This window comes from Chryseobacterium populi (genome assembly GCF_000282115.1).
GTDB classification, from domain to species: Bacteria; Bacteroidota; Bacteroidia; order Flavobacteriales; family Weeksellaceae; genus Chryseobacterium; species Chryseobacterium populi.
Genome location: NZ_AKJY01000015.1, coordinates 23,955 through 40,379, shown reverse-complemented (window position 1 = coordinate 40,379; position 16,425 = coordinate 23,955). Strand labels below are relative to the sequence as shown.

Here is a 16,425-nt window from a genome sequence, read left to right as displayed (position 1 = left end):
TTTCTTTTTGAGCATAAAAAAAAGACTGTCTCACTTTTGAGACAGCCTCTTGTTTTTAAATTTTTTTTCTTACAGCAGAAACCAGCTTTCGCTTACGAAAAATGTAAATTAAATCGGCTGGTTATTGTTTAAATTATTGAATAGTTGATCAGAATCTTATTTTTTTATTAATATAAATAGATTGAATCTTAGAAAGTTACATTAACCAAAATTAAAAATATATTAAATAATCAATCAATCGTTTGATTTATTCGAAATCTTGTGTAAATTTGCACCCTGAAAAATAGAAGTGATATGATTTCAAAAGAAGAAAATATACTTTTTGCCGCAGAAAAACTTTTTGCAGAGAAAGGTTTTGACGGAACTTCCACCCGGGAAATTTCCAAAGCGGCGAATGTAAATATTTCTATGATCTCTTATTATTTCGGTTCAAAAGAAAAGCTGTATGAAAAACTGGTGGAATACAGAATGAATGAAGGGCAGTTTTTTTCAAAAGACACTATAGAGAGAACCGATATCAATGAATGGGAAAAAATAGAAAAAATAGTAGATCAGTTTGCAGGAAGGGTTAGAAACCATAAATGTTTTTACAGGATCATGCAGCGTGAGCAGCTTCACTCGGAAAATCCACAAATGCTGGAATTTCTTAAACAAACGAAAATGGGCTTTATCTCTATGTATTCACAGATACTGGAAAGCGGCCTGAAAAAAGGAATTTTCACAAAGAATCCTCCTATTTACCTGCTTCATGCCACAGTAAGCGGAACATTATTTTATGCGTCCAATGCAAGGGAAATGTATAAGGAATTCTTAAATGATACTGAAGATGATGACGTTTTTGACGAAAAATACTACACAGAACTTAATAAACATATAAAGTATTTACTAAAAGACCTTTTGGGTTATGAAGAGAATAAATAATTCAGTGATTGCACTTTCCCTGTTTACAGGAATTATAAGTGCAAATGCTCAGGAGAAAAAACAACTCAGCCTCGATGAAGCGGTACAGTTGGGAATCCGGAACAGCAAAAACCTTAAGATTGATGCTGCCAAAATAGAAGAGGCTACAGCAGATCTTCTGGAAGCAAAAAATAAACAGCTCCCTGATTTTAAGCTTTCAGGGCAATACATGCGTTTAACGAATGCAAAAGTAGACCTGAAATTTCTTGGAGAATCAGGATCAGGAGGAGGCGGTGAAATGGCAGCGCCAAAATCTGTATTTCTTGGACAGGCCAACCTTTCTATGCCTTTGTACTCAGGCGGAAGAATACGCTATGGGATTGAATCTGCAAAATACCTTGTAGAAGCCTCAAAACTAAGCACGGAAAATGATAAAATTGCCATAGCTTATAATGTGGCACAGGCCTATAACAACTTATTCAAAGCCAACCAGGCGATAAAAGTCTTACAGGAAAACCTTGTTGCTTCCGAAAAGAGGGACGAAACTTTCCTTAAAATGGAAAACAATGGCCTGATTGCAAGGAATGACCGTTTGAAAGCCAATCTTCAGACTTCAGATATAGAACTGCAGCTATTGGAAGCTAAAAACAACTATAATATTGCCAATATCAATATGGATCTTTTATTGGGAATTCCTGAAACAACGGAACTGGAAGTTGATCCTAATTATATTGATGAAATCCAGGATACCAAACCTGTAGACTATTATCTGAATGAGGCACAGCAGAACCGCAAAGATTTACAGGCTTTAAGCCAGCAGAGAAAAGCTGCCCAACTGGGAAGCAAGGCGGCAAAAGCTGAAAATTATCCTACAGTAGCTTTAACCGGCGGCTATATCGCAGCGGATGCCCCGAAATTTTTAACGATCTACAATGCGGTAAACGTTGGAGTAGGAATACAGTATAACCTGGCTAATCTCTGGAAACAAAACTCATCTCTGAGACAGTCTCAGGCAAGAGAAAAACAGCTTGAAGCAACCAATGAACTCTTGAATGATAATATCAAGCTTGATGTAAACAGGGAATATCAAAACACAGATTATTCAAAGCAGAGAATTGCCGTTTTTGAAAAATCAGCTACTCAGGCTAATGAAAACTATAGAATAACCAAAAATAAATTTGATAACGGTTTGGCAACCATGACGGAGCTTCTGGATGCAGATGCCGCTCAGATTTCAGCAAATGTAGGAGTGATTAATGCAAAAGCAGATGCAGCATTGGCTTACAGAAAACTATTACAAACTACAGGAACTTTAACAATTAAATAAGAATACTACCATAATGGAAAATAATAAAACACAGCAATCAGAAAACCTGGAACCAAAAAAGAAAAAAAGTTTAGTTTTCCCTATCATTTTAGCCGTTGTCCTGATAGGAGGCGGAATCTACGGATACAGAACGTATTCTTACGGGCAGACTCACGAAGAAACTGACGATGCTCAGATTGCTTCAAACATGAGCCCTGTTATTTCTAAAGTTTCAGGATATGTTGCACAGGTAAAAGTAAAAGATAACCAGTTTGTAAAAAAAGGAGATACCCTGGTTATTTTAGATAACAGAGATCAGAAAATGGCTTTGGAACAGGCTGAGGCAGCTTTATCTACGGCAAAAAGCAATATTTCTACTGCACAGGCTACTACTACGGCAACTTCCAAAAATATCGGAAGCTCAGAAGCAGCGGTAGCAACAGCAAATGCTCAGATAGAAGCGGCAAAAGTAAACGTTTGGAAGACTTCCCAGGATTTAAAAAGATACGCCAACCTTGTAAAAGACCACTCCATTACAGAGCAGCAATATGAGCAGGCTTTAGCAGCAAAACAAACTGCAGATAAGCAATTACAGGTTTTTGTAGACCAGAGAAACCAGATTGCCCAGCAAACAGGTATTGCTTCTTCGCAAACAGCAGCAAGCTCCCAACAGATCAGTGTAGCAAATTCTGTAGCTAAACAGAGGGAAGTAGATGTGGAAAATGCCAGACTTAATCTTTCGTATACCGTTATCGTTGCTTCTGAAGACGGATTTGTAGGAAAAGTGCCAATTCAGGTAGGGCAATATCTGCAGGCAGGTGCCCAGCTGTTCAGCGTTGTTAAAAATGATCAGAAATGGGTAGTGGCTAATTTCAAAGAAACTCAGGTAGATAAAATGGTGGAAGGGCAAAAAGTAAAAATTAAAATTGATGCTTTTCCTGATCAGGATTTTGAAGGGGTGATAAGCTCATTCTCTCCTGCAACCGGTGCTACATTCTCAATCCTTCCTCCGGATAACGCAAGTGGTAACTTCGTGAAAGTGGTACAGAGACTTCCGATAAAAATCGACTTTGTAAAACTGGATCAGGGTATTGCTAAAAGATTAAGAACAGGAATGAATGTGAAAGCTGAAGTTTCTCTAAAATAATATTAAAGTTGTGAATAAGTGAATTGTCAGTTTGCAAAAGCAAGTCATTGATGGATTTTAAAATGCAGAAGATAATTGACAGTGAGGTTAATTCATTATTGACAATTCACTTTTTTACATAAGAAAAAACTATGCAAGATTCATTAGTAGAATATGGAGCCCGGAGAGTAATCATTACGATTACGGCGATTCTTTGTGCTCTGCTGGAAATTGTGGACTCCACGATTGTGAACGTTGCCCTGAACGAGATGAAAGGGAACCTCGGAGCTACACTTTCCGAAGTAGGCTGGGTTATTACGGCTTATGCCATCGGGAATGTAATTATTGTGCCGATGACGAGCTGGCTTTCACAGCAGTTCGGACGTAGAAATTATTTTGCAGCATCGGTTATCATATTTACCATATTTTCATTTTTATGCGGAAATGCCACCAATATCTGGGAACTGGTATTCTTCAGATTATGTCAGGGAATTGGTGGTGGTGCATTACTGGTAACTTCACAGACAATTATTACCGAATCCTATCCGATTGAAAAAAGAAGTATGGCACAGGCAATTTATGGTCTGGGAGTAATTATAGGCCCTACATTAGGTCCGCCACTCGGTGGATATATCGTTGATAATTTCAGCTGGCCTTATATTTTCTATATCAATATTCCGATTGGTATTGCTGCAACATTAATGACTTTACAGTTTGTAAAAAGTCCGAAATATGCAGAGAAGCGGAAAGCCTCCGATGTCGACTGGCTGGGAATTGCCCTGTTGGCTGTAACGGTAGGATCATTACAGTTTATCTTGGAAAGGGGCCATGAAGAAGACTGGTTTGCCAGTGGAATGATTGTCACTTTCACCATAACAGCAGTATTAGGATTTATCCTGTTCCTCTGGCGGGAGCTTACCTTCAAATATCCGATTGTAGAACTCAGGGTTTTAAAGAACAGTAATTTGAGGATCGGAACGGCCATGTCCTTCGTACTGGGATTCGGATTATATGGTTCTACTTTTATTGTTCCGTTATATACACAGAGTATTTTAGGATGGACGGCTTTACAGTCGGGAGCATTAATGATCCCTGCTGCCTTAACGACAGCTTTCATGATGCCTATTATCGGAAGACTGCTTTCAAAAGGGGCAAAACAACAAATCCTGGTTTCTCTGGGACTATTGATATTCTTTATCTACAGTTTCTGGGGCTACAAGATTCTTACGCCGGATACCAGTAAAGATGCATTTTTCTGGATGCTGATCGTAAGGGGAGCCGGATTAGGACTATTGTTCATACCGATTACTTCTTTATCCCTAAGTACCTTGAAAGGTCAGGAAATTGGCCAGGGAGCCGCATTTACGGGGATGATGAGGCAGCTGGGCGGATCTTTCGGGATCGCTGCCATTACTACCTTTATTGCTAATGCGAGCCAGAAATACAGGGTGAATCTTATCACCCACCTTGATGGTGACAGTTTCGAAGTACAGCAAAGACTGGCAGCTTTAAAAGCTAACTTTATAGCAAAAGGAATGACTCCGGATGGTGCGATGAATGCTGCCTATAAAATGCTCGACCTGTCAGTAACCAAGCAGGCAACGGTATTATCTTATATGGATGTTTTCCTTTATCTGGGAGTTGCTTTCTTAATCTGTATACCGTTTATCTTATTTGTAAAAGAAAGAAAAAGTAAAGAAAAAATAGATTTGAGTGAAACCATGCACTAATTTTAAAATAAAAACCTCTGAAAGTTCAGAGGTTTTTTTGTTTTTAAGTCAATCAGAAGCGAACGGGATTTTTTACTATCCTTTTAATTTATTTTTTTAATGGTTTAAAAGTTTAAATTCTTTTATTATTTAACCATAGCCACCCATTCAATTCCGCTTACATCAATAAGCTTTATGCTGTGGATTTTACTTTTAAAACCTGATATATCGGGAATTAATAAGTCAGCTTTAGCTCCCAATGGAATAATTAAACTGTGCTTCCCGGGTTTTACTTTGGCTACATAATGATTGCTGATATGTTCTGGATTGAATTCCGACAGGTCATTATGATTTAAAGTCTTTAAAATAACTCCGTTTTCATCCAGGATATGAATTCCGATAAGAAATGATCCGTAAACATCGGCACCTTCGGTTCTGTACACCTCAAACTTCAATCCGGAATCCCTGAGTGAAATATTGGAGACTTCAACCCTGGGTTTTACAGATTTATTATGCAGATTCCCCAACACACCGCCATGAAAGTATTGATTGGTATAAAGGGTTATCCCGAAAATAACAGCTGAAATAATCAAAACGAAACGTTTAGGGTTTTGAATGGCGAAATTACCGGAACCTGCCCATTGAAACCATTTCTGATGGGTGAAGTTATAATTTTTCTTTAAAAAATAATGATCTAATGAATAAAAACTGCTTCCGGTAAGAAACAGGGTAAACCCGCAGGCAATTCCCAACACACCGATCTGCCATTCATCGAGACAGGTGGTACCCAGCCATCCGGAACCCAGTAAAATTCCCAAAGCCAGTCCGAGGATTCCGATGCTCATGAATCGTGTAAACAACCCCAATATGATAAACAGCCCTACAGCAGCTTCAATAATAGTAAAAGAAACCATTGCAGTTTGCAATGAGTCAGGATGAGTAACCAGATATTCGATAATGGGTTTTATGCCCAGGGCGTTGGGCAGAAAATGATTGAATTTTTCCCCGATATATCCGGCTTCATCCGGGATGAGTTTGTTTTCAAGAATAAGTCTGCGCCAGAAAGCTGAGAAATAAGTCCAGCCGATTACAAGCCGGATGGATAACGTAAATAAACCGGCGATATCAGTCTGCCGATTGAAATTATTGTTGTTCATTAAAGTATATTGTATTAAATAATTGAATATGAAAATGGTCCGGATTAAATCTGAATCAGGTCTAATTTCAATCGTTTAAACAAGATATATTTAGGAGGACTGTTTCCGGTGGCATACCCGGAATAGTTGTTTTTGATTTTCTGATTTTCCTTTAAAACCAAAAACATCAGGTCCGGTTCAAATGGAAATTCATTTTTTTTGAATTTAAAATCAGCTTTGGAAGCCAGTGTCCTGCCGGATGAGGTCTCCGTAGAATTGTCACAGGTAAGATTCTGACCGGATGTCGTTCTTACCTTATTTAAAGAACTGATGTACTGAATGTCAAAAATATCAAAAAGATCTCTTTTTACAGAGCATGGAGATAATGAAAATACCAATATCAGCAGAATTAAAACTGCTTTAGAGGTTTTCAGATTGATCTTTAAATTTGACATTCCCTGCAAAACTAAGGTTTTTATCCGGATAATCCTTTTAAAATCAATTTAATGTGAAGGTTTTGGCTGATTAAACCGGATAGCCAGGCTGTCATTAACCAATTCAATTTCATGATAAACAGCGCTCAGTTTTTCATTTTCGGGTTGAGACAATGTTTTACGATTCACTTTTTTCTGATTTTGGCTTTCTGAGATAAGTTTATTGAAATCAAATTTAAGAAGTTCTTCTTTAGTATGTAAGGTGTTTAAAACTCCACCGGTTATTGATGAGATTTTTTTAGGTTGCGAGTAATCGAAAGGTTCAACTTTCGTTTTTTCAAAAATAAAATTACCTTCATAATCTATTTGTGTAGGTTCTATTTTAAAATCTTTTGGTGTAACAATCACTGTATTTACCTTAATGTTATTCCGGATAAGCTCCTGAAGAGGAATATCAAGCGGATAGGATGAAACGTTTTCTTTTCCATCTGTGAATAAAAGCATTGATTTATTACTGAATCCACTGCTCAAAGAAAGTATACCATTTAACAGTGGATTGGAAAAATTGGTTCCGGGCCTTAGCTTAAGAATACCGGTGTCTATCTTATCAGCTGCTGATAATAACTGATTTTTATCCTTTGTTAAGGCACAGAGAAGATATGAATTCCCGGCATATACAATGATAGAAAACGCCTGGTTTTCTTTTTTATGGTTGATTATTTTTTGCAAAGCGTTTTTAAGAATACTGATCCTGTTAGGCTTAAAATCTTTGGCGAGCATGGTTATTGAGTTATCAACTAAAAGTGCAATGTTTTGTTGTGGGATTTCTTTTTTTCCGGCTTTGTTGTCAGCCTGGCTACAGCTTAAAAGTAAGATAAGCAATAAAAAAGAGAGTTGTTTCATAATTGATTTTCCGGTTAAAAAGCTAAAATACTTATTTTTATTTGATGTTCAAATATTTTTCAATTCGTCAAAACAGCTACAACCAAACTCAATACGGCTACTTTTAATTTACAGTTTCTGAAGACCTTTGCTCCATCACCATTAAATAAATAAAAATGCAAAAAACAATTTTCATTACCGGAGCTTCATCCGGGTTAGGAAAGTCTGCTGCTCAATTATTTCAAAGCAAAGGCTGGAACGTTATCGCTACCATGCGGAAAACAGACAATGAAAGAGAGCTTACAGCACTTGAAAACGTAACCGTCCTGAAAATGGATGTTACCGATAAAGATCAGCTTGATGAAATTATTACTGATGTTCTTAGCCGTTATGATATCAATGTTGTTCTGAACAATGCGGGATACGGATTGGTTGGCCCTCTGGAAGCATTTACCGATGAGCAGATCAAAAAACAGATCGAAACCAACCTGATGGGTGTGATCCGGATTACAAAAGCCTTCACCCCTTATTTCAGAGAAAAGCGGGAAGGTGTTCTGATCAATATTACTTCAAGTTTCGGGCTTATGGGATTTCCGACCTGTTCTGTGTACAGTGCCACAAAATATGCAGTTGACGGTTTCTCAGAATCTATGGGTTATGAGCTGGCGCAGTTTGGAATTAAAGTAAAAGTGGTTGCTCCGGGAGGAATACAAACCGATTTTGCTGGCCGCTCACTCGATGGTGCCTATCATGAAGCTTATCAGAAATTAATCACTAAAGTTCAGGAAGGTTACAGCCCGGAACAGATTGTCAATTATTCTAAAGCGGAAGATATTGCAAATGTAATTTACGAAGCAGCAACAGACGGGAAAGACCAGCTGAGATATATAGCGGGTAAAGATGCCATTGCCCTATATCAAGAAAGAACCACTATAGGAACAGAAGCTCATGTTCAAAAAATAAAATCAGGCTTTATATTTTAGAAGGGTAGAGGCTGGAAGTTAGAGCCCGGAAAACCAATCTCAGTAAACGATAGCTCCCAACTCATAACTTATAACTCATAACTCATAACTTTTACTCCTACTGACTAACAGTTGTCACCATCACCCCCTATATTTGTAACATGAAAAGTACAAAACTACCTTTCCATTTCCGTTCTTTATCGGTTCTGCATGAAGCAATGGGAATTCCGGAGCCGCTGCATCCGCTGATCAGTATTGTTGATTATGATGACACCCGTTTTGATCCCGAAGCTTTCAGAAATGGGACGAAATCGGATTTTTATAAGATCTCCTTTAAAACAAAATTCAATGGGAAGGTCCGGTACGGACAAGGATATTATGATTTTGAAAACGGAGGATTGTCTTTTGTTTCGCCCGGCCAGGTGCTCAGAATGGATTATGAAGAAGCTGATTACAATGGAATGTCATTACATATGCATCCTGATTTTGTCAGATCTTATCCTCTGGCTCAGAAGATGAAAAAATATGGTTTTTTTTCATATTCGGCGGCTGAAGCATTATACCTTTCCGAAAAAGAAAAGAAAATGATAGCTGATATTTTTAAGAATATTCAGAATGAGCTGAATGAAAGAATTGACCAGTTCAGCCAGGATGTGATCATTTCTCAGATAGAACTGCTGCTTACTTACAGCAACCGGTTTTACAACCGGCAGTTTATTACCAGAAAATCCGTAAATATTGATGTTTTAACAAAAATGGAAAACCTCCTGGATGATTTTTTTGATCAGGAAAAAGGAATAAAAGGTCTTCCCACCGTGGAATATGTAGCGTCTCAACTGAACCTGACTCCAAGATATTTAAGTGATATGCTCCGTCATCATACAGGGCAAAATGCCCAGCAACATATTCACGAAAAACTAATCGAAAAAGCCAAAGAATATCTGTCGGAACCTAATATTTCAGTTTCCGAAACGGCTTATCAGCTGGGATTTGAGCATCCGCAATCGTTCAGTAAGCTCTTTAAAAAGAAAACGGCAAAGACGCCTAATGAATTTAAGCAATCTTTAAACCTGTCGAATAATGAATCAGAGTAATTTTGATGAACTGATAGAACGTTCCCTGAAAATCATCAGAGAACAATATCATAAACTTGAGTTAAAGCATCACAAAAGCGAATGGTCATTAGAAGAAGATGCTCTTGCTTATCTTACTGATGCCGGACTTATCGGAAGAAATATCATGTCACACCAGAAAAGATGGCTCAAACCGGATTCTGCGGCTGAGCTTGAACATAAGTTTGCTGAAAATATCTGGTAACTGATTGTATTGGCAGACCGACCGCACCGAAATTGAAATTAAAGACGCTTTAGAACAAATTTAAAATAAAACCGAAAACCTATTCAAATGAGTTATTGTTCAGTTATAGAAAATATGCAGCCTGAAAACAGGAAAGCACTTCATAAAAATTATCACGACTATCATTATGGATTTCCGATTCATGATGATAATGAGTTATTCGGAAGGCTGATCATGGAAATCAATCAGGCCGGATTGAGCTGGGAAACGATATTACGGAAAGAAAACAGCTTCAGAATGGCTTATGATAATTTTGATATTCAGAAAATAGCCGGTTATGGCGAACAGGATAGGGAAAGACTGCTGAATGATACCGGAATTATCAGAAACAAGCTAAAAGTAAATGCTGCTATTGAGAATGCAAAAACAGTTCTCCGGCTTCAGGAAGAATTCGGGTCTTTTGAAAAATGGCTGGAACATCATCACCCTAAAACATTACCGGAATGGATGAAATTATTTAAAAAGACATTCAAATTTACCGGCGGTGAGATCGTGAATGAATTTTTAATGAGCATCGGATATCTGAAAGGTGCCCACTCCGAAAACTGTTCTGTGTACATAACGGTTTTGGAGCACGAACCAATGTGGAAAAAATGATAGCTTCTCGAGTGAGATTATTTGAAATGAAGAATAATTTTGTATCGGAAACCCCTGTAACAGAATCTCTGTAAAATGACAAATTATTCCTTATGAAAGGTTTAAGTGATAATTATTTCAGGCTTCTCACAGATACATCCGGCTTTTCACCCTGAGGAACAATAAAAATAGCATCATCGCTGATGGTATCACCTGCATCAAAATAATAGCTACCGGTCACAGGAATGACATTATTAACAAACTTTCCGGATTTATCATAGGCAGAATAGGTGACGTTGATCATCTGGGCTTTCATTTTCAGTTGAATTTTTTTTGAGGTCAGTTTGGCTCCGGTCGCATTCATGCAATCCAGTTCTACAAGTCCGATGTTGTTGACGATCTGAGGGTAAGAAGATAATCTGATGTTATATGATGTATTGGAAGTGTTTTTTACGGAAGCCGCTACTTTGTAACGGTCAAAAGTTTTTCCGCCTGCCTGTACACTTTCTTTATTTAAAATATTAAAAGTAACGCTCATTCCATTGACGTCAATTGTTTGTCCGTCAGATATTTTCTGAGCCTGTGCAGTGTTTCCGAGACAGATGATAAAAAGTAAAGATAGAACAGGGAATAAATTTTTCATACCATTGATTATTTGATGTGTTTGATTGTGACTAAAAATACAAAAAAATGTTTAATCATCTATAGTATTTACAATTTTTTGATGTGTTTTTCCCCATTTTTCCAGCTCTTTGATAATTGGTTTCAGTTGATGACCGATAGAAGTAAGTTCATATTCAACCCGTGGCGGAACCTCAGCGTAAACAGTACGGGAAATGATTTTATTTTCTTCCAGTTTTCGCAGCTGAAGGGTAAGCATTCTTTCGGTAATATTCGGGAGCTGTTTCCTTAATTCTCCGAATCTGTATTTTCCGTTGATCAGATAACAGCATATGGCCAGAGACCATTGCCCACCGATGATATTGGAAGCATAAACTTCCGGACATTCATCTGATAATGCTTTTTTATTGGCAAAATTCGTAGAAGTTTCTTTTATTTTAGTCATTACTTATCTTTTTTATAGTACCATACAATAGGATGCTAATGTACAAAATGGAAGTTACGAATATTATTTTTGCAATAGAAATTTAAATTAAATGAAAACATTAATTATTGCCATTCATCCCAATATCGAAAATTCCCTGATCAATAAAAGATGGATGGATGAATTGGCTTTGTATCCTGAAAAATATACAGTTCATGAGTTATATAAAGCTTATCCTGATGAAAAAATTGATATTGCTAAAGAGCAGGAGCTAATAGAGCAGCATGACAGAATTATTTTCCAGTTTCCTTTTTACTGGTTCAGCAGCCCGCCGCTTCTGAAAAAATGGTTTGATGAGGTGCTTACATATGGTTGGGCCTACGGAAGCAAAAGCGGTTATAAAGCCGGTGGAAAGAAAATGGCTTTAGCTATCACAGCGGGAATTGATGAAGAAGGCTACAGTGCTTCCGGAAAATATAAATACACGATGGAAGAGCTCACAAAGCCTTTTGAACTGATTTTTGAGTATATAAGAGCAGAGTACAAAAACTTATTTGTCTATTACGGAATCGAGCTCAATGCTTCAGAAGAATGGATTGAAAGAAGTGCTTCTATATATCTGGAGTTTATTGATAAACTATAAAACTTTTATTCCGGATTAGGCTTAGTCTTGTCTTTTATAGGAAATTTTTTTTCTTCAGAGTTACAGTTCAATCAGTATGGTTTCGTTTCCTTTTAGTTCACCTGCTTTAAAATTCATTGGATCCAATTGTATTCCCGGGGTTAAATACAGAAAAAGTAAGTTAAAGAAATACGTTCTAAGAATTATTTAAAGCCCTGTTAATCCTTTTTTCTGCTTCTTTTTTCTCAATCCCATTATAAAAATCTTTTACAAACGGATGTTCAAAATTTTCATGAGGATAAATAAATGGTCTGCCTATTTTATTGTTGACAATCACATTGGTAGGAATTCTTTCTTCAAAATCGTAATCGGGAAAATAATTTGAAAGCCACCCGAAGTATCCTGTTTCAAAATTTTCATTTTCGTAATAATAGCTAAAATACTCAAATTTCCTTATCCCACGGTTTTCGTATCTTCTTCCTTCAGAATCTTTTTCTCTTTCATGGCGACCATCATTCTTTCGGATTTATATTTTTCCCAGTCAAACTGATTGAGAAAATCGAGTGCAGACTGAAAGCCTTTGTTGAAAAGATCTTCTTTTTCCTCTCTTTTCATGAAGAAATTGAGCCAGTCGCTGGTTCCGCAATTCACGGTCTGGATGCTGTACAGGTGATAAAAAGTATGTTTGGTAAGGAAAGATTTGTCATTAAAACCTTTCAGCGTACCGATGATGTTTCCGGCATAGGAAAATGGGGTTTTCAGAATCTCCTCGCTGGTTTTCCCTTTTTCGGAACTGATTTCCGAATCGCTGGTCAGCTGTACCCCAAACAAAGGCATTCTCGGATAAAAAACATCAGCAGAGTGAAACAGGTCGATCGGGAAATTGGAGATGCTTCCGCCATCGATAAAAACACCGGCAGGGTAAATATCTTCAGGTTTGGTATTCATCCAGAATTTCCAGGCGTATTTTACAGAATCGGCGCCCCTGTCAATTCTTTTTTGAAAAGGCTCGAAAAAGAAGGGAACAGACATTGAAGCACGCACAAATTCGGCAGGACTGATGTGCTTCAGTTCTTCTTCGGACCAGTATAAATTTGCCATAGTAGGCAGCTCGACTTTTATTTTAGCATTAATATCGGTCGTGATGACGATGTATTCAGATTTTAACAGATAAAAAGGGTTTTGTTTGTAATAATCGTTGTTAACAGCACTATCGTAGAAAATTTTATATCTCGTTTGATCGATATGCTCGAGGTTGTTCACTTTAATTTCTTCGATGCTGTTTAAAGCGATAGCATAATATTCCATACCGTTCCCATAGCGGTAGTTGAGGTTAAGCTCTAATCCTTTTTGTACAAATTTTTCATTGAGATTGGCTACTGTTTTGATCCCGAAACCGTCCAGAACATCTTTCATACTGTTTAAAAAAGTGTTTCCGGGATTAAGTCCGCTGTTCTGCTTCCTGAAATCATTGTAAAACTTTTTCAGACAGAAAAAAGCAATAATAATGGGAATCAGTGGAACAAGGAATAAAAGTTTGGTATTAAGAGTGGTTTCCGAATACGTTGCAAAAGGGATAATGACCAGGATGATCATAATGACTGCGGCAATGATGGCATTTATCTTCAGGAAGTTCTTATTGTTGAGCATCGCATGAATAGTCGTCCTCACATAAGGTTTTCCGTCCATAAAATCGGCGAAATTCCAGTTGAAAAGAATTCCCCTGATGATTTCACTCTTAGCTTCTTCCTTAGTTTTACACGAAGCAATAAGCATGGTGTTGATGGCTCCGGCACTGGTTCCTGCCACCTTCAGAAAACGGATTCCAAAGATTTCAAGACCATAAAGATACCCTACGAGTGCGCTCCCCCATACACCGCCGCCTTCCTGCACAAATTCTACATACTGATTTCCTTCAGCATCCAGAAGATCCGAAAATTCCCTGGATGAAATATTCTCATGCAAAGCAGCAAGCTTATCCTTGGATTCCGGTGAAAGAACATTTTCTTCCAGGATTTTAGTAAGAGCATCGGTTTTCATGGTGGATTTGGTGTTTGGGTTTATCGCAAAGACTCAATTTGTTTTTATCAATTACTGTTTTTAAGACATAAAAAACTTTAATTAACCTGTCATTACAAACCGTAGGTGAAGCACAGTCTTTTCCTATTATTTATTGAGATTGTTTTATCATTTTATTCTCCGCAACGACCATTTCTTCCTATAAAAATAAAATATTTAGTGATCACCTGCCCCAGTATTTTCCCCCTTATTGATAAGTGAAATCACCACTGTTTTCTTCTGGCGTAAATAAAGGTGACAATAACAATCAGAGCCATCAGCCCCAACGTAAAAAAATATCCGTTTTTATGACGCAGCTCAGGCATATTGTCGAAGTTCATTCCGTAGACACCGGCGATAAATGTAATCGGTAAAAAATAGACGGAATAAATTGCAAGAACTTTCATTACCTGGTTAGCCTTCTGGTCTGAAAGTGCCAGGAACATGGAAATAAGGTTGGTGATCTGTATATTCAGGTGGTCAAAATCGGCAACCACATCTTTATGCTTATCTTTTAAATCTACAATTTCGGAATCCTGCAGGTTTAATAGTTTAAACTTATCAATAGCATCAGTAGAAATTGTCAATACCCTTGAATTCAGCCCCGATTTTCTTTTCAGTTTATATAATCTGCGGATCTGAGTGGTATGATTGGTGTTTTTAAGGAAAATTTCATTTTCAATATTATCCATAGTTTCCAGCAAACTTACAGATTCATCATCAAAACTTTTCATAATCAGTAAAGCAATCATCAAAGCAATTTTCTGTGGGTTTGTTTCATTTTGCGTGGCTGAAACCTGTTTCTTGGTCTCTGTAATACTTCTGGTTTTCATCCTGTGGATAGTGATAATGGTATTCCCCAAAATAAAAATCCCAATTTTAGTACTGATATCACTGATGGTATTGAGGTTTTTTCTCTCCAGTTCGGTACTTTCACGAAGCAGGAAGAATTTTACACTTCCGTCTTCTTCATATTTGGGAAGGTGATTAGGATCTAAAGTGTCTTCCAGAAGAAGATTATTAATTTCATACCGTTCATGAAGAAATTTTAAATCCTCTGCTGTCGGGGCCTCTACGTCTACCCATTCACATTGGGAGTCTCTGTATATCGTGTCAATTGGCATAAAGTAAAAATACTAATATTTTGAAATACTATGTGTTAAATAAGTCTATCTTTGCCAAAATTAAAAAAACTATATGATTAAAAGTACAATTAGAGGGATCGGATTTTATGTTCCGGATCATGTTGTAACGAATGATGATCTAGCTAAATTAATGACTACTAATGACGAATGGATCACCGAACGAACCGGAATTAAAGAAAGAAGGCACAGAAAAAACAGAAATGATTCTGAAGAAACCACAGCTTATTTAGGTTTCAAAGCTTCTGAAAAAGCTCTCAAACAAGCAGGTTTAACGGCTAAGAATATAGATTATATTGTTTTTGCTACCCTTTCTTCAGATTATTACTTTCCCGGATGTGGAGTCTTGCTTCAGGATATGCTCGGTTGTGATACGATTGGAGCGTTGGATGTAAGAAACCAGTGCTCAGGATTTGTATATGCAATGAGTGTGGCCAATGCTTTTATTAAGTCCGGAACGTATAAAAATATTCTGGTCGTAGGAGCTGAAGTTCATTCCTTTGGGCTGGATTTCTCCGATGAAGGAAGAGGAGTTTCCGTAATTTTCGGAGACGGGGCGGGAGCAATTCTACTCTCCGCTACTGAAGATGAAAATGCCGGAGATATTTTAGCAGTAAACATGCATTCTGAAGGAAAATATGCAGATGAATTATGTACCCAGTTCCCGGGATCTAAATTCGGTTGGAGTGACAGAATGAGAAAAGAGCCTGAAAATGTTACCAATAAAGAAGTATATCCGATCATGAACGGAAACTTTGTATTTAAACATGCCGTAACAAGATTTCCGGAAACGATGCAGGAAGCTTTAAATAAAGCAGGAAAAACAGTTGAAGACCTTGATATGTTTATCCCACATCAGGCCAATTTGAGAATTGCCCAGTTTGTACAGCAAAAATTCGGGTTGCCGGATGAAAAAATCCACAACAATATCCAGAAATACGGCAATACAACAGCAGCCTCTATTCCGATTGCTTTAAGTGAAGCCATTGAATTAGGGAAGGTAAAAAGGGGAGATCTGGTTCTTTTATCAGCTTTCGGAAGCGGATTTACATGGGGAAGCGTATTATTTGAATACTAATTTGGCAAAAAAATAAAAGTATTGCCAACCGGTAGTAATTCCCCTCCCCTGGAGGGGTGGCAGATCAGAAAGATCTGACGGGGTGGTTTAAAA

The 16,425-nt window shown here is 37.5% G+C and carries 18 protein-coding genes; 10 read left to right on the top strand and 8 right to left on the bottom strand.

Annotated elements, in window-relative coordinates:
* Positions 1-294: 294 nt before the first annotated feature.
* From PMI13_RS06155 to PMI13_RS06140, 4 genes are all read left to right on the top strand, one after another.
* The gene (locus PMI13_RS06155) at positions 295-921 is read left to right on the top strand and encodes a TetR/AcrR family transcriptional regulator (RefSeq protein ID WP_007841731.1); all 627 of its coding nucleotides are present in this window, start codon (positions 295-297) and stop codon (positions 919-921) included.
* Entirely contained in the window at positions 905-2,227 is a 1,323-nt protein-coding gene (locus tag PMI13_RS06150; protein ID WP_007841729.1) for a TolC family protein, read from the top strand. The genes PMI13_RS06155 and PMI13_RS06150 overlap by 17 nt, the downstream gene beginning before the upstream one ends.
* Positions 2,228-2,240: 13 nt before the next feature.
* Positions 2,241-3,353, top strand: a complete 1,113-nt coding sequence (locus tag PMI13_RS06145) for an HlyD family secretion protein (protein ID WP_007841728.1) — start codon at positions 2,241-2,243, stop codon at positions 3,351-3,353.
* 131 nt (positions 3,354-3,484) lie between these two features.
* Positions 3,485-5,062, top strand: coding sequence for a DHA2 family efflux MFS transporter permease subunit (locus tag PMI13_RS06140; RefSeq protein ID WP_007841727.1), 1,578 nt, complete (start codon positions 3,485-3,487; stop codon positions 5,060-5,062).
* 125 nt (positions 5,063-5,187) lie between these two features.
* Here PMI13_RS06140 and PMI13_RS06135 read toward each other — a convergent pair whose 3' ends face one another.
* Genes PMI13_RS06135 through PMI13_RS06125 form a run of 3 tightly spaced genes read right to left on the bottom strand, consistent with a single transcriptional unit; the run spans position 5,188 to position 7,514 of the window.
* Positions 5,188-6,198 (bottom strand): TQO small subunit DoxD, encoded by a 1,011-nt coding sequence (locus PMI13_RS06135; protein ID WP_007841725.1) that lies wholly within the window; start codon positions 6,196-6,198, stop codon positions 5,188-5,190.
* 44 nt (positions 6,199-6,242) lie between these two features.
* On the bottom strand, positions 6,243-6,632 hold the full coding sequence (locus tag PMI13_RS06130) for a hypothetical protein (RefSeq protein WP_034670424.1): 390 nt from the start codon (positions 6,630-6,632) through the stop codon (positions 6,243-6,245).
* Between the two features lie 48 nt (positions 6,633-6,680).
* Complete coding sequence (locus tag PMI13_RS06125) at positions 6,681-7,514, bottom strand: vWA domain-containing protein (RefSeq protein WP_007841721.1); 834 nt, start codon at positions 7,512-7,514, stop codon at positions 6,681-6,683.
* Between the two features lie 155 nt (positions 7,515-7,669).
* Here PMI13_RS06125 and PMI13_RS06120 point away from each other — a divergent pair, with 155 nt between their 5' ends.
* From PMI13_RS06120 to PMI13_RS06105, 4 genes are all read left to right on the top strand, one after another.
* Positions 7,670-8,476, top strand: a complete 807-nt coding sequence (locus PMI13_RS06120; protein WP_007841720.1) for an SDR family oxidoreductase — start codon at positions 7,670-7,672, stop codon at positions 8,474-8,476.
* Between the two features lie 140 nt (positions 8,477-8,616).
* Positions 8,617-9,549, top strand: a complete 933-nt coding sequence (locus tag PMI13_RS06115) for a helix-turn-helix domain-containing protein (protein WP_007841718.1) — start codon at positions 8,617-8,619, stop codon at positions 9,547-9,549.
* Positions 9,536-9,772 carry a nucleoside triphosphate pyrophosphohydrolase family protein gene (locus PMI13_RS06110; RefSeq protein ID WP_007841715.1) on the top strand — a complete coding sequence of 79 codons (237 nt, stop codon included), beginning with the start codon at positions 9,536-9,538 and terminating at the stop codon, positions 9,770-9,772. Before PMI13_RS06115 ends, PMI13_RS06110 begins: the two co-directional genes overlap by 14 nt.
* Positions 9,773-9,859: 87 nt before the next feature.
* Positions 9,860-10,408: a DNA-3-methyladenine glycosylase I gene (locus PMI13_RS06105; protein ID WP_007841714.1), complete on the top strand. Its 549-nt coding sequence runs from the start codon at positions 9,860-9,862 to the stop codon at positions 10,406-10,408.
* A gap of 112 nt (positions 10,409-10,520) precedes the next feature.
* Here the strand turns inward: PMI13_RS06105 and PMI13_RS06100 are convergent, their stop codons facing one another.
* Together PMI13_RS06100 and PMI13_RS06095 are read right to left on the bottom strand one after the other, a co-directional pair.
* Complete coding sequence (locus tag PMI13_RS06100) at positions 10,521-11,030, bottom strand: hypothetical protein (protein WP_007841713.1); 510 nt, start codon at positions 11,028-11,030, stop codon at positions 10,521-10,523.
* A gap of 51 nt (positions 11,031-11,081) precedes the next feature.
* Positions 11,082-11,453 (bottom strand): winged helix-turn-helix transcriptional regulator, encoded by a 372-nt coding sequence (locus PMI13_RS06095; protein ID WP_007841711.1) that lies wholly within the window; start codon positions 11,451-11,453, stop codon positions 11,082-11,084.
* 91 nt (positions 11,454-11,544) lie between these two features.
* Between PMI13_RS06095 and PMI13_RS06090 the strand changes: the two genes are divergently transcribed.
* Positions 11,545-12,075 carry an NAD(P)H-dependent oxidoreductase gene (locus tag PMI13_RS06090; RefSeq protein WP_007841710.1) on the top strand — a complete coding sequence of 177 codons (531 nt, stop codon included), beginning with the start codon at positions 11,545-11,547 and terminating at the stop codon, positions 12,073-12,075.
* Between the two features lie 175 nt (positions 12,076-12,250).
* Here the strand turns inward: PMI13_RS06090 and PMI13_RS20860 are convergent, their stop codons facing one another.
* The 3 genes from PMI13_RS20860 to PMI13_RS06075 all read right to left on the bottom strand — a co-directional run bounded on the left by PMI13_RS20860 (position 12,251) and on the right by PMI13_RS06075 (position 15,236).
* Positions 12,251-12,511, bottom strand: a complete 261-nt coding sequence (locus PMI13_RS20860) for a DUF2199 domain-containing protein (protein WP_238536285.1) — start codon at positions 12,509-12,511, stop codon at positions 12,251-12,253.
* Positions 12,508-14,094: a patatin-like phospholipase family protein gene (locus PMI13_RS06080; RefSeq protein WP_007841709.1), complete on the bottom strand. Its 1,587-nt coding sequence runs from the start codon at positions 14,092-14,094 to the stop codon at positions 12,508-12,510. Before PMI13_RS06080 ends, PMI13_RS20860 begins: the two co-directional genes overlap by 4 nt.
* Before the next feature lie 242 nt (positions 14,095-14,336).
* Positions 14,337-15,236: a magnesium transporter CorA family protein gene (locus PMI13_RS06075; protein WP_007841708.1), complete on the bottom strand. Its 900-nt coding sequence runs from the start codon at positions 15,234-15,236 to the stop codon at positions 14,337-14,339.
* Positions 15,237-15,309: 73 nt separating this feature from the next.
* Here PMI13_RS06075 and PMI13_RS06070 point away from each other — a divergent pair, with 73 nt between their 5' ends.
* The gene (locus tag PMI13_RS06070) at positions 15,310-16,332 is read left to right on the top strand and encodes a 3-oxoacyl-ACP synthase III family protein (protein ID WP_007841707.1); all 1,023 of its coding nucleotides are present in this window, start codon (positions 15,310-15,312) and stop codon (positions 16,330-16,332) included.
* Positions 16,333-16,425 lie beyond the last annotated feature (93 nt).

What these genes read in the sequence shown, in the direction of transcription:
- PMI13_RS06155 (WP_007841731.1), top strand. Translation starts at nt 295, where the DNA reads ATGATTTCAAAAGAAGAAAATATACTTTTTGCCGCAGAAAAACTTTTT.
- PMI13_RS06150 (WP_007841729.1), top strand. Translation starts at nt 905, where the DNA reads ATGAAGAGAATAAATAATTCAGTGATTGCACTTTCCCTGTTTACAGGA.
- PMI13_RS06145 (WP_007841728.1), top strand. Translation starts at nt 2,241, where the DNA reads ATGGAAAATAATAAAACACAGCAATCAGAAAACCTGGAACCAAAAAAG.
- PMI13_RS06140 (WP_007841727.1), top strand. Translation starts at nt 3,485, where the DNA reads ATGCAAGATTCATTAGTAGAATATGGAGCCCGGAGAGTAATCATTACG.
- PMI13_RS06135 (WP_007841725.1), bottom strand. Translation starts at nt 6,198, where the DNA reads ATGAACAACAATAATTTCAATCGGCAGACTGATATCGCCGGTTTATTT.
- PMI13_RS06130 (WP_034670424.1), bottom strand. Translation starts at nt 6,632, where the DNA reads ATGTCAAATTTAAAGATCAATCTGAAAACCTCTAAAGCAGTTTTAATT.
- PMI13_RS06125 (WP_007841721.1), bottom strand. Translation starts at nt 7,514, where the DNA reads ATGAAACAACTCTCTTTTTTATTGCTTATCTTACTTTTAAGCTGTAGC.
- PMI13_RS06120 (WP_007841720.1), top strand. Translation starts at nt 7,670, where the DNA reads ATGCAAAAAACAATTTTCATTACCGGAGCTTCATCCGGGTTAGGAAAG.
- PMI13_RS06115 (WP_007841718.1), top strand. Translation starts at nt 8,617, where the DNA reads ATGAAAAGTACAAAACTACCTTTCCATTTCCGTTCTTTATCGGTTCTG.
- PMI13_RS06110 (WP_007841715.1), top strand. Translation starts at nt 9,536, where the DNA reads ATGAATCAGAGTAATTTTGATGAACTGATAGAACGTTCCCTGAAAATC.
- PMI13_RS06105 (WP_007841714.1), top strand. Translation starts at nt 9,860, where the DNA reads ATGAGTTATTGTTCAGTTATAGAAAATATGCAGCCTGAAAACAGGAAA.
- PMI13_RS06100 (WP_007841713.1), bottom strand. Translation starts at nt 11,030, where the DNA reads ATGAAAAATTTATTCCCTGTTCTATCTTTACTTTTTATCATCTGTCTC.
- PMI13_RS06095 (WP_007841711.1), bottom strand. Translation starts at nt 11,453, where the DNA reads ATGACTAAAATAAAAGAAACTTCTACGAATTTTGCCAATAAAAAAGCA.
- PMI13_RS06090 (WP_007841710.1), top strand. Translation starts at nt 11,545, where the DNA reads ATGAAAACATTAATTATTGCCATTCATCCCAATATCGAAAATTCCCTG.
- PMI13_RS06080 (WP_007841709.1), bottom strand. Translation starts at nt 14,094, where the DNA reads ATGAAAACCGATGCTCTTACTAAAATCCTGGAAGAAAATGTTCTTTCA.
- PMI13_RS06075 (WP_007841708.1), bottom strand. Translation starts at nt 15,236, where the DNA reads ATGCCAATTGACACGATATACAGAGACTCCCAATGTGAATGGGTAGAC.
- PMI13_RS06070 (WP_007841707.1), top strand. Translation starts at nt 15,310, where the DNA reads ATGATTAAAAGTACAATTAGAGGGATCGGATTTTATGTTCCGGATCAT.